Source organism: Ferrovibrio sp. GW821-FHT12E11 (assembly GCF_058806975.1).
Genome location: NZ_JBXAQG010000001.1, coordinates 2,493,502 through 2,505,484, shown reverse-complemented (window position 1 = coordinate 2,505,484; position 11,983 = coordinate 2,493,502). Strand labels below are relative to the sequence as shown.

Below are 11,983 nucleotides of genomic sequence, written 5' to 3'. Positions count from 1 at the left end.
CGCATGAGCAAGGGCGATGTCCTGCTGCTGCACGGCGCCTTCGTCGGCGGCTGGGTGTTCGAACGCCTGCGCAGCGAACTCAGCCGGCGCGGCTGGAAAACCCATGCCCCCGACCTGCCCTTTCATGGCGCGGAACAGGCCGGCCAGCCGCCGCATCCGGATCTGGCGAAACAGGGTATTGCCGACTACCGCCGCTTCATCGAGGACGAGATTCATCGCCTGCCGCCGGGCGCGCATCCCCCCGTGGTGATCGGCCATTCGCTCGGCGGCCTGCTGGCGCAGCAACTGGCGGCAAAGAATCTGGTGCGCGCCACCGTGCTGCTGGCGCCGGTGGCGCCCTGGGGCAGCCTGCCGCGCACGAAAAGGCAGCTCGACAATGCCGCCGGTCTGCTGTGGAAGGGCGGCCTGGATATCTGGCGCAAGGGCGTGCCGCCGGATTTCCAAATTGCCGCCGACCAGTCGATGGATCATATCGCGCCGGCGCTGCAGCGGGACATCTTCGCCCGCATGGTGCCGGAATCGGGCCGCGTGCTGGGCGAGAGCGTGCTGTGGTGGCTGGACTGGCATGCGGCCAGCCATGTCGCCACCCATCGCGTGCAGGCGCCCGTGCTGGTGATCGCCGGCAGCGACGACAAGGTGACGCCGGCCACGGCCTGCCGCGCCGTCGCAGCCCGTTATCCCGGCCGCGCCGTCTATCGCGAGGTGCCAGGCCTGAGCCATTTCATCTTCGGCGAGCCGAAGGAAGACGAGGTCATTGCCCTCGTCGCCGACTGGCTGGACGAGCGCGTGGCCTGAAGCGGCTTCAAACGGACTCGACCGGCACGCCGCAACCCAGCACGATATCCACACTGGATCCATCGGAAGACAGCGGCAACAGCACGGCCTGAAACCGCTGCCGGCCGCGTTCGATTATGTAGTCGTAAGACAGCGCCTGCATCGTGCCGCCAGTAATGACCGCATCATACAGCGCCAGCAGTTCGGCGCGGAAACCGGTATTGGCGATCTCGTCGAGCCAGCGTCCGGTCAGATCGCGACCGTGATAGAACACGAACTCGCTGCCGAACAACCGGTAACGCAGACGCCATCCGGCATCGGGCTGACGCACCACATCGACCAGCAGCAGATAGCCCAGCAGGGATTTGAGATCGAGCGGATCGAGATCGGCACGGGCGGGAAAGCGACGGCCGGTCTGCTTGCCGGACCAATAGTCGATCAGGCTGCGCAGCCGCGGATCGAGATCCCCTGCTGCGACGGGCATGATGTGGCGGTTACCCGCTGCTGTTTCGCCTCCCATGCCGACAAGCCTAAACCGACCGGGAAAATCAGCAAGACATCTTGGAGGTTGCTAATAGACTGCAACCGGCAGGCCGCTGCTGAGCAGTATGTCGATGGTCTGGCCATCGGCAGCCAGCGGCAGGATCACAGCCTGGAAGCGGTGGCGCCGGCTGTCGAGCAAGTAGTCGTAAGACACCATCGGCGTGGCACCTGTCGCCACCACATGGGTGTAGAGCGCGGATAGCTGCTCGCGGTAAACCGGGTTTTCGATTTCATCCACCCAGCTGCCGGTCAGATCGCCGCCATGGTAGAAAACGAATTCGCTGCCGAACAGGCGATAGCGGAACCGCAACCGGGCGTCCCCTGCTGCCGCTTCCGGGCGCACCACATCGATCAGGTTGATATTGCCGAGCAGGCCGCGCAGGTCGAGCGGATCGATATCGGCGCGTGCCGGAAAGCGCCGGCCGGCACGCTTGGCACGCCAATAGGTCAGCAGCTCGGCGAGGCGCGGATCGAGGTCGGTTTCTGAGATCGGTCCCTGGGGTGGCAGATCGACCGGCGCTGTCATGGCGGAAAGTTTAGTCCGTCGTGCGGTCGAGGCAAGAGCCGGTGTGATCGCCCGGCGTCAGGCGGCCGCGGCCAGGCGGCCTAGGCGCCATTGCATGACCCGCCAGATGATGGCGGCGAACCAGCGGCTGGCCCGCGACTGCGGATCAAGGTCGCAGGCCTTGAGTGCCATGCTCAGGCCGCGCTGGATATGGCCGAACCGGTAGACCCGGCTGGCGCGCAATTCATAGGCGGCGCTCTGCGTCTGCCGGTTGTATGCGCCTTCGCAGCCATTACCGCACCAGTAGGCCATCGCCAGTTCGTCATCGCTGGCTTCCTGCATGCGGCCGAGCGCAATCGCCAGACGCCGCAGGCGCGACAGCGGCTGGTGCTGCTGATAGCGCTGCAGGTGGTCGTAGAAGAGTTTGTAATGGCGGAACTCGTCGGCGGCGATCTTGCCGGCCACCGCCTTCAGCACCGGCTCGTCGGTGGCATCGCGGATCGCGGTATAGAAACTGGATGTGCCGCATTCCACCACGCAGCGCGCCACCAGCTCGCCGCTGCGGCTGCCGCGCACGGAAGCTGTGACATCCAGCGGCAGGCGGTAGCCCTCGACAAAGCGCCGCATCGCCAGATCGGCATCGAAAGCCGGATCGGCCAGATGGGCCCAGCGCGCCAGCGCCGCGCCATGCTGGCGTTCCTCGACACCCCACTGCCGCACCACGGCGCAGAAGGCGGGGTCATCGGCAAAGACATTGCAGAGATACGTGACGTAATCGTCGGCATTGTGTTCGACCAGCGCCGCCGCTTTCACCGCGCGCAGCAGATCGGGATCGACCTTTGCGGGGTCGAACTGCTGCCAGGGAATGTCGTCGAGGGTCCAGTGACCGGTCATGCTTCTCTTATTTAACCGACGGTCATCAAATTGCAACTCTTGCAAAATCCGCTAAGTGCCGGTTAATACACCATTCTTGGCGAAATTAGGGCGACAGGACCGGTTCCATGGCCGACAGTATCCTCTATCACAATCCGCGTTGCTCCAAATCCCGCCAGGCGCTCGCCATCCTGAAAGCCAGTGGCATCGAACCCGAGATCGTCGAATATCTGAAAACCCCGCCCGACGAAGCCGCCCTGAAACACCTGCTGGCCCTGCTGGGCCTCAAGGCCCGCGATGTGCTGCGCCGCCAGGAAGCCGCCGCAGCCGGCCTTGATCCGACCGCCAGCGAAGCCACGCTGATCCAGGGCCTGGCCGCCCATCCGGAAGCGCTGGAGCGGCCGATCTTCGTGCACAAGGGCAAGGCGGTGCTCGGCCGCCCGCCGGAAAAGGTGCTGGGCATTCTCTAGCCTGCTGGTCTTGGCCGGGGCTGCGCGTTAGGTTTGTCAGCATACAAACGGAAGCGTCTCGCCCATGACCGATCAGTCCATCGACACCCAAAAGGGTGCCGCCCCCCAGGCTGTTGTCCAGCAGGGCATTTCCGCCTATTCGCTCGGCCTGCTGGCGCTGCTGACGCTGTTCTGGGGCATCAACTGGCCGATCATGAAGATCGCGCTGGTGGAAATGCCGGTCTTCACCTTCCGCGCGCTCTGCCTGGGCGGTGGCGCCGTCGGCCTGTTTGCCATCGCGATCTTCAAGCGCATGCCGCTGCGCATTCCCGCCGGCTATTTCTGGAAGCTGGTCTGGATCAGCCTCTTCAACATCGCCGGCTGGAATGTCTTTGTGCTCTACGGCCTCAGCATGCTGCCGGCCGGCCGCACCACCATTCTCGCCTTCACCATGCCGCTATGGCTGATCCCGATGAGCACGCTGCTGCTGCACGAACGCCTCACCGGCTGGAAGCTCGCCGGCCTCGGCATCGGCCTCACCGGCCTGATCGTGCTGGTCGCCGGCGAATGGCAGGCCATGGCGGCCGCGCCGCTGGGCGTGGTGCTGGTGCTGGCAGCATCCGTCTGCTGGGCCATCGGCACGCTGCTGACCAAGCTCTGGTTGGTGCCGATGACGGCCGTGCCGTTTGTCGGCTGGCAGATGGTGCTGGGCGGCCTGCCGATCTTCGTTCTGGCACCTGCGCTGGAATCCAGCGGCTGGTACATGTATTCGCTCGGGCCGTGGCTCTCGGCGCTGTACAACGCCACGATCTGCTTCGTTTTCTGCTACTGGGCCTGGAATGTGCTGGTGCGCATCCTGCCGGCCGGCATCAGCGGGTTGTCGACCCTGATGATCCCGGTGGTGGGCGTCTTCTCGTCGATGTGGATGCTGGGCGAGCAGCCGCAATGGCCGGAATTCGCAGCATTGGTTCTGGTTGCCACCGCGCTGGGCCTGATCCTCAAGCCGGCAAAAAGCTGAAGGCTACTCTGCCGCCACCTGCTCGCGCAGCGGTTCGACCTTTGCCGCGCAGAACTTGAATTCCGGAATCTTGCCGAAAGGATCGAGCTGCGGATTGGTCAGCAGGTTGGCCGCCGCCTCGAAGAAGGCAAACGGAATGAAGACCATGCCCTCGGCCACATCGCGGTCGATGCGGCATTTGAGCTGGATCGCGCCGCGCCGGGTCGAGACCCGGATGATGTCGCCAGCCGCAATGCCCATGCGGCCTGCATCGCGCGGATGCAGCATGGCGATGGCTTCGGGCTCCAGCGCATCCAGCTGCGTCGCCCGCCGCGTCATCGCCCCGGTATGCCAGTGTTCAAGCAGGCGGCCGGTGCTGAGCACCATCGGGTAATCGGCATCGGGCAGTTCGGCCGGCGGCGTGACCTTGGTGGGGACGATGCGGGCGCGGCCGGTGGCCGTGGGGAAACCGTCGCCAAAAATGATCTCCTGGCCACCCGGATAGGTGACCGCGTCTTCGTTTTCCAGCCGCGACCAGGTGATGCCGGCCAGCGAGGGCATCAGCGCCGCCATCTCGGCATAGATTTCACTCGGATGCCCATAGGCCCAGGGCAGGCCCATGCGCTGCGCGATCGCCTGCACCAGCGCCCAGTCCTGCCGCGCCTCGCCCGGCGGCTTAAGCGCGGCGCGGCCGATCTGCACGCGGCGATCGGTATTGGTGAAGCTGCCGTCTTTCTCGGCAAAGGCGGAAGCGGGCAGCACCACATCGGCATGGAAGGCGGTTTCGGTGAGGAAAATATCCTGCACCACCAGATGATCGAGTTTGGCCAGCGCCGCGCGGGCATGAGTGGCATCGGGGTCCGACATCGCCGGATTCTCACCCATGATATACATGCCGCGGATCTCGTCCTGCAGGATCGCCGTCATGATCTCGACCACGGTCAGACCGCGCTTGGGCGGAATGCTGGCACCCCATACAGCCTCGAAGGCCTGGCGCCTGGCGGCGTCTTCCACCGACTGGTAGTCGGGCAACACCATCGGAATGAGGCCGGCGTCAGACGCGCCCTGCACGTTGTTCTGGCCGCGCAACGGATGCAGGCCGGTGCCGGGCTTGCCGACCTGGCCGGTGATCAGGCTGAGTGCGATCAGGCAGCGGGCATTGTCGGTGCCATGCACATGCTGTGACACACCCATGCCCCAGAAGATGATCGAGGCTTTTGAGGTCGCATACATCCGCGCCACGTCGCGCAGCACGTCGGGTTCGATGCCGCAGAGTGGTGCCATGGCTTCCGGCGTCGCGTCCTTCACCGCCTGCTCCAGGTCGGGGAAGCCGTCGACGAAACGCTGAATATAGGCCGGATTGGTCAGGTTCTCGGCGATGATGACATGCAGCAGCGCATTCAGCAGCGCCACATCGGCGCCCGGCTTGAAACGCAGGTGATGCGTGGCAAACCGGGTCAGCGCCTGGCCGCGCGGGTCCATCACGATCAGCCTGGCGCCATTCTGCCGCACGGCATTCTTGATGAAGGTGGCCGCCACCGGATGGTTCACGGTGGGATTGGCGCCGATCACGATGATCACCTCGGCATCCATGGCGGCCGAGAACGGCGCGGTCACGGCGGCCGAACCGACGCCTTCCATCAATGCAGCAACGGATGACGCATGACAAAGGCGCGTGCAGTGATCGACATTGTTGGTGCCGAAGCCCAGACGCACCAGCTTCTGGAACAGATAGGCCTCTTCGTTCGAGCCTTTGGCCGAACCGAAACCGGCCAGCGCCTGCGGACCGACCGCGTCGCGCACCTTGACCAGGCCGGCCGCCGCGCGCGTCAGCGCCTCTTCCCAGGTGGCTTCGCGGAAATGCGTATAGGGATTCGCCGGATCGACGAAATCCCCGCCATGCTTCGGGATGCCGTCCTTGCGGATCAGCGGCACGGTCAGGCGATGCGGATGGCTGATATAGTCGAAGCCGAAGCGGCCCTTCACGCAGAGCCGGCCGCGATTGGCGGGTCCGTCTCGGCCGGTGACATACTGAATCCTGTCATCCTTGATCTGATAGGTGACCTGGCAGCCGACACCGCAGAAGGGACACAGGCTGTCGACGCTCTTGGTCGCCTTCTCGACTCCGCGATTGTGTTCGTCGACCAGCGTGGCCGGCAGCAGCGCGCCGGTGGGGCAGGCCTGTACGCATTCGCCACAGGCTACACAGGTGCTGTCGCCCATCGGATCGTTGAAATCGAAGACGATCTCGGAATGATGGCCGCGGAAGGCCATGCCGATCACATCGTTGCCCTGCACCTCGCGGCAGGCGCGCACACAGAGATTGCACTGGATGCAGGCATCTAGGTTGACCGCCATGGCGCCATGGCTGCGGTCTGGTGCAACGGGAGCCGCCTCCCGTGCCGGGAAGCGGCTCTCGGTGACGTTCAGCGCCTCGGCCCAGTGCCAGAATTTCGACTCCGCGTCATGGGCCTCGGCGCGCACCGGCTGGTCGGCAACCAGCAGCTCCATCACCATGGCGCGCGCTTTCACGGCCCGTTCGCTGGCCGAAACCACCGTCATGCCTTCGGTCGGCTCACGCTTGCAGCTCGGCGCCAGAACGCGCTCGCCTGCGATCTCCACCATGCAGGCACGGCAGTTGCCATCGGCGCGGAAGCCCGGCTGCGGCGTGTAGCACAGATGCGGGATATCCGTGCCCACCCGTTTGGCCACCTGCCAGATGGTCTCGCCGGGCTGCGCCTCGACCGGTTTGCCGTCGAGCAGAAAGCGGATCATGTGAAGCGCTCCAGCACCGAGAGCAGCGGATTGGGCGCAGCCTGGCCCAGACCGCAGATCGAGGCATCGCGCATCACCTGCGCCAGATCGCGCAGCAGCGGCTCGTTCCATTTCGGCTGCGCCATCAGCGTCGCGGCCTTTTCGGTGCCGACGCGGCAGGGCGTGCACTGGCCACAGCTTTCATGGCGGAAGAACTTCATCAGGTTCAGCGCCGCATCCTTCACGTCATCTTGGTCCGACAGCACGATCACCGCCGCCGAACCGATGAAGCAGCCATATTTCTCCAGCTGGCCGAAATCGAGCGGGATATTATCTAAGCTGGCCGGCAGGATGCCGCCCGAGGCCCCGCCCGGCAGATAGGCCATGAATCTGTGGCCCGGCAGCATGCCGCCGCAATACTCCTCGATCAGCTCGATGATGGTGACGCCGGCCGGCGCCAGCCTGACGCCGGGATTGCGCACGCGGCCGGAGACCGAATAGCTGCGCAGGCCTTTCCCACCGTTGCGGCCATGGCCCTGCCACCAGGCCGCGCCTTTATCGGCGATCTGCGGCACCCAGTAGAGCGTCTCGATATTGTTGATCAGCGTCGGGCGGCCGAACAGGCCAACCTGAAACGGATAGGGCGGCTTCTGGCGCGGCAGGCCGCGCTTGCCCTCGATGCTTTCCAGCATCGCCGATTCCTCGCCGCAGATATAGGCCCCGGCGCCGCGCCGCAGTTCGACCGTCACCTCGCCGAGCAGGCCGGCGGCCCGCAGCGCCTGCAGCTCGTCGGCGATGACCACATGCAGCGCCGGATATTCGTCGCGCAGATAGATATAGGCCGTTTCCGCCTCGATCAGATGGGCGGCGATCAGCATGCCCTCAAGGAAGCCATGCGGATCGGTTTCGAGCAGCCAGCGATCCTTCAGCGTGCCGGGCTCACCCTCGTCGCCGTTCACGGCGAGCAGGCGCGGCTTCGGCTGCTCCAGCAGGGCTTTCCATTTGCGCGCCGTGGGAAAACCGGCGCCACCCATGCCGCGCAGGCCGGCGGCCTCGATCTCGGCGATCAGCGTCTCGGCCGTCAGCGCGCCGGCGCGCAATTTTGCCAGCACGCCATAACCGCCCTGCGCCCTGTAAGCCGCCAGGCCTTTGTAAGGCGGCAGAACCGGTGCAACGGCCCTGGCCGCATGCGCCGTCTGCACGGCTTCACGCGAGGCCGGCGCGATCACGTTCTTGCCATAGACGGCGCAGGGTGCGCGGTCGCATTGCCCCATGCAGGGTGCACGTTCGATCCGCACGCCTTCCAGGCTTTCCAGCTGTGCGGCCAGCGCATCGGCGCCGGCCATGGCGCAACTCAAACTGTCACAGACGCGCAGGGTCACGCTCGCGGGCTCGTCGCCATCGACCACCCGGAAATGCGCATAGAAGGTCGCCGTCTCGAACACCTCGGCCAGCGGCAGGTGCATGACTTCACTCAGGGCGGTCAGCAGCGGCGCCGGCAGATACCCCTTTGCATCGTTGATCGCATGCAGGTATTCGATCAGCAGATCGCGACGGCCGGCATCGGGCACGACTATGGCGCGCAAGGCTGCATGATCGGCATCAGAAGCCTGACGGCCGCGCGGCGTGGCGCGGCCAGGACGGCCCGGCCGATGCTGGCGGGGCGCAGGAACGGCAATATTCATGAACAAAAACGCTGGCTGGCTGCTGGTGCGCCATCATCCGCCCCGGTCAGGGCGGGATCAAGACCGCATTCCCGTCGCGCGATAGAGGTTTTCTATCGACCGGTCAGCACGGTAGCGAGCAGCTTGGCTTCCGCCATCAGGGCGGCGGTCAGCGGCGGCATCGGTTCGCGCTGCGGCACCACCAGGCCGATGGTGTGCACCGCATCCGGCTGGGTGATCGGAATGGCGCGCAGGGTTTCGGTCAAGCCGAGCGTCTCGGCCAGCTTTTCCGGCATCACGCTGGCCCACTGGCCGGTGCGCACATGCGAGAACAGCACGATCATCGAGTTGGATTCCAGCGTCGGCTCGGGCTCGGCGCCGCCGGCCTCGCGCAGCAGCCGGTCGATGATGCGGCGGTTCTGCATGTCAGGCGTCAGCAGGCAGAGCGGGATGCGACTGACCTCGGCCCAGGTGACGCTGTCGCGGCGGCCCAGCGGACTGTCTTCCGATGTCAGCAGGCGATACTGCTCGGAATACAGCGGGATCGAGCGGGCGCGGCCGAGCGGCTCGTTGTCGATATAGGTGATGCCGGCATCGATCTCGAGATTCTCCAGCATGGCCAGTACTTCGATCGACGTGCGCGACAGGATGGTGAATTTCACATCCGCATGTTTGGCGCGATAAGGCGTGGTCAGCGCCGAGACCATGCCCAGCGCCGTGGGAATGGCGGCGATCTTCAGATGGCCGGTCAGACCGGTTTTCAGCGCCTGCACCTCCTGGCGCATGGCGCGCGCATCGCCGACGATCCGGCGCGCCCAGTCCAGCACCCGCTCGCCCTCTGCGGTGAAGCCGAGAAAGCGCGAGCTGCGCTGCACCAGCAGCACGCCAAGGGTATCTTCGAGCTGCTTGATGCCGGCCGAAAGCGTGGGCTGGGTGACGCCGCAGATGTCGGCGGCCTTGCCGAAATTCTTCTCGCGCGCCAGCGCCAGCAGGAATTCCAGCTTGTCGATCATGCGACGGTCAGGCCGCGCGTTCGAGGGTCGCGCCCAGCCGCCGCATCAGATCGGCAAAGCCGGGAAAGCTGGTATCCATCACGCGGGCATCATCGATCACGGTGCCGTCCTGCACCGCCAGACCCAGAACCAGGAAAGACATGGCGATGCGGTGATCCAGTTCGGTGCCGATGGCGTCGCCGCCCGCTGCGATGCCCCGGGGCGGCCGGCCCTTGCCGTGAATGACAATGCCATCCTCGAATTCCTCGAGATCGACGCCGCAGGCCTTGAGGCCGCGCGCCATCACGGCCAGGCGGTCGCTTTCCTTCACCCGCAGTTCCTTGGCGCCGCGCACAACGGTGTCGCCCTCGGCGCAGGCGGCCGCCACGAACAGGATCGGGTATTCGTCGATCATGCTGGGCGCGCGTTCGGGTGGCACGGTCACGCCCCTCAGTGCACCATGCTTGACGATGATATCGGCCACCGGCTCGCCGCCCTCGTCGCGCCGGTTGGCATAGGTCATGTCGGCGCCCATCTCCTGCAGGGTGGCGAACAGCCCGGTGCGCAGGGGATTGAGGCCGACGTTATTCAGCGTGATCTGCGAGCCCGGCACGATCAGCGCCGCCACCATCGGGAAAGCCGCCGAGGACGGATCGCCCGGCACGCTGATGGTGGCCGGTTTGAATTCGGGCTGCCCGGTCAGGCGGATGATGCGGCCGCCGGATTTCGTTACCTCGACGCTGACCTCGGCGCCGAAATGCCGCAGCATGTTTTCGGTATGGTCGCGGGTCGCCTCATGCTCGATCACCGTGGTGATGCCCGGCGCGTTCAGGCCGGCGAGCAGCACCGCGGTCTTCACCTGAGCCGAAGCCACCGGTAGTTCGTATTCGATCGGCAGCGGATGGGCCGTGCCGACCACCGTCAGCGGCAGGCGGCCGTTACTGCGGCCGACGAAGCGCGCGCCGATGCGCGACAGCGGCTCGACCACCCGGCCCATCGGGCGGCGGCGCAGCGAGGCATCGCCGGTGAAGGTGGCGGAGAAATTGTGGCTGGCGACCAGGCCCATGACCAGGCGCGCGCCGGTGCCGGCATTGCCCATGTCGAGCACGTCCTCGGGCTCGGACAGGCCGCCGACGCCGACGCCCCAGACCCGCCAGTCGCCGCCGCCGCGCGGGCTGTCACCCAGGCGCTCGACCTCGGCGCCCATGGCGCGCATGGCGGCCGCCGTCCGCAGGACATCCTCGCCTTCCAGCAGCCCGCTGACCCGGGTTTCGCCCACGGTCAGGGCGCCGAAGATCAGGGCCCGGTGGGAAATCGACTTGTCGCCCGGAATGGCGGCGCTGCCGGCCAAGCCGGCGGCGCCAGGGCGGGACCGGAGAGGCTGGGCTTTCTGGGTGGAATGGGCGGTCATCGGGGCAACAGTCCCAGAGCGGGTCGCCGGCCGTAAAAAAAGCCGGGATTAACGGGTTGACAGGGCGCGCTTCTTTAACACAATCGCGCCGCTCCGGCCAGCCGGCCGGGGCGTCGCCGCCGGACCCGTTTCCAAGGCTGTCCGGGCGCCGACCAGCATGGAGATTTGTTCGATGGCGAAAGCTGAATGGGGCACCAAGCGCCGCTGCCTGAGTTGCGGTGCCGGCTTCTACGATCTCGGTAAATCGCCGATCATCTGCCCGAAATGCAGCACGGAATTCAATCCGGAAGTGCTGGCCAAATCGGCCCGCCGCCCGTCCAAGGTCGAAGAAAAGAAGGCCCCCAAGCCCGTCGTCATTGCCGATGCCGCCGATGACGTGGTGGAGGATGCCGAGATCGGCGACGAGATTCTGGAGGATGCCGACGAGTTCGAAGAGGACGATGTCGCCGAAGAGATCGACGTCGAGACCCCGACGGACGAGACTGAAGAACGCTGAAAATCGGGCCTCGTTTCGGGGCCACGAAGCACTTGCAAAGCGGCGGAGGGCGGCTTATGGTCCGCCCCCGCCGACGGACCTCAGGCTCTGACAAGGAGCTGTTAAGTCCGTGATTTAATGGGGCCATAGCTCAGCTGGGAGAGCGCCTGCATGGCATGCAGGAGGTCAGCGGTTCGATCCCGCTTGGCTCCACCAAATCCTTCCGAAAAACGCCCGGTCCGCCCAAGACATTTGGTTGGCCGGGCGTTTTCGTTCCGGCCGGCCGCTCACGACCAGAAGCACAGGATGCCGTAGCAGGCGCCGAGCCAGTCGCGGAAGATGAAATACAGCGCGACATCCAGCGCCAGCAGCAGCAGCAGCACCGGTCCCAGCACGAATTTCAGGAAATACAGCAGCGCCCAGCGCGTGAACCGGGGCGCCGGAATCACCAGGCCGTGGATGCGCTCAGGCTGTCGGAACAGGCGGGCCATGACGCCGTCTTTACCGCAAAGCGCCGCCGCCCGGAAGAGCATGGCTTTACAGTGC

12 protein-coding genes and 1 tRNA gene are annotated in these 11,983 nt (G+C 65.7%); 5 read left to right on the top strand and 8 right to left on the bottom strand.

All coding sequences use genetic code 11. The features are described 5' to 3' along the window. Window positions 1-3 precede the first annotated feature (3 nt). Window positions 4-795: an alpha/beta hydrolase gene (locus AC1ROT_RS12575; protein WP_492999374.1), complete on the top strand. Its 792-nt coding sequence runs from the start codon at window positions 4-6 to the stop codon at window positions 793-795. A gap of 7 nt (window positions 796-802) precedes the next feature. On the opposite strand, the gene AC1ROT_RS12570 is transcribed toward AC1ROT_RS12575, so the two are convergent. From AC1ROT_RS12570 to AC1ROT_RS12560, 3 genes are read right to left on the bottom strand one after another with little or no spacing between them, the layout of a single operon-like run. After that, complete coding sequence (locus AC1ROT_RS12570; protein WP_492999372.1) at window positions 803-1,294, bottom strand: PAS domain-containing protein; 492 nt, start codon at window positions 1,292-1,294, stop codon at window positions 803-805. A gap of 51 nt (window positions 1,295-1,345) precedes the next feature. Beyond that, window positions 1,346-1,843, bottom strand: a complete 498-nt coding sequence (locus AC1ROT_RS12565; protein WP_492999370.1) for a PAS domain-containing protein — start codon at window positions 1,841-1,843, stop codon at window positions 1,346-1,348. A 57-nt stretch (window positions 1,844-1,900) separates the two neighbouring features. Continuing rightward, window positions 1,901-2,716, bottom strand: a complete 816-nt coding sequence (locus tag AC1ROT_RS12560; protein ID WP_492999368.1) for a ferritin-like domain-containing protein — start codon at window positions 2,714-2,716, stop codon at window positions 1,901-1,903. A 107-nt stretch (window positions 2,717-2,823) separates the two neighbouring features. Here AC1ROT_RS12560 and arsC point away from each other — a divergent pair, with 107 nt between their 5' ends. Beyond that, window positions 2,824-3,165 carry an arsenate reductase (glutaredoxin) gene (gene arsC, locus AC1ROT_RS12555; RefSeq protein WP_492999367.1) on the top strand — a complete coding sequence of 114 codons (342 nt, stop codon included), beginning with the start codon at window positions 2,824-2,826 and terminating at the stop codon, window positions 3,163-3,165. 64 nt (window positions 3,166-3,229) lie between these two features. Then, window positions 3,230-4,162, top strand: coding sequence for a DMT family transporter (locus AC1ROT_RS12550; protein WP_492999365.1), 933 nt, complete (start codon window positions 3,230-3,232; stop codon window positions 4,160-4,162). A 3-nt stretch (window positions 4,163-4,165) separates the two neighbouring features. Here AC1ROT_RS12550 and fdhF read toward each other — a convergent pair whose 3' ends face one another. The 4 genes from fdhF to aroA form a co-directional block, all read right to left on the bottom strand. After that, window positions 4,166-6,916 (bottom strand): formate dehydrogenase subunit alpha, encoded by a 2,751-nt coding sequence (fdhF, locus tag AC1ROT_RS12545; RefSeq protein ID WP_492999363.1) that lies wholly within the window; start codon window positions 6,914-6,916, stop codon window positions 4,166-4,168. Then, complete coding sequence (locus tag AC1ROT_RS12540) at window positions 6,913-8,580, bottom strand: NADH-ubiquinone oxidoreductase-F iron-sulfur binding region domain-containing protein (RefSeq protein ID WP_492999362.1); 1,668 nt, start codon at window positions 8,578-8,580, stop codon at window positions 6,913-6,915. The genes fdhF and AC1ROT_RS12540 overlap by 4 nt, the downstream gene beginning before the upstream one ends. Window positions 8,581-8,672: 92 nt before the next feature. Then, entirely contained in the window at window positions 8,673-9,572 is a 900-nt protein-coding gene (locus AC1ROT_RS12535; protein ID WP_492973444.1) for a LysR family transcriptional regulator, read from the bottom strand. 7 nt (window positions 9,573-9,579) lie between these two features. Next, on the bottom strand, window positions 9,580-10,962 hold the full coding sequence (aroA, locus tag AC1ROT_RS12530; RefSeq protein WP_492999360.1) for a 3-phosphoshikimate 1-carboxyvinyltransferase: 1,383 nt from the start codon (window positions 10,960-10,962) through the stop codon (window positions 9,580-9,582). Between the two features lie 172 nt (window positions 10,963-11,134). Between aroA and AC1ROT_RS12525 the strand changes: the two genes are divergently transcribed. Both AC1ROT_RS12525 and AC1ROT_RS12520 read left to right on the top strand, forming a co-directional pair. After that, entirely contained in the window at window positions 11,135-11,458 is a 324-nt protein-coding gene (locus AC1ROT_RS12525) for a TIGR02300 family protein (protein ID WP_492973446.1), read from the top strand. 119 nt (window positions 11,459-11,577) lie between these two features. After that, window positions 11,578-11,653: transfer RNA gene (locus AC1ROT_RS12520), tRNA-Ala, on the top strand. Between the two features lie 71 nt (window positions 11,654-11,724). Here AC1ROT_RS12520 and AC1ROT_RS12515 read toward each other — a convergent pair. Continuing rightward, the gene (locus tag AC1ROT_RS12515) at window positions 11,725-11,928 is read right to left on the bottom strand and encodes a hypothetical protein (RefSeq protein WP_492973447.1); all 204 of its coding nucleotides are present in this window, start codon (window positions 11,926-11,928) and stop codon (window positions 11,725-11,727) included. Between the last annotated feature and the right edge of the window lie 55 nt (window positions 11,929-11,983).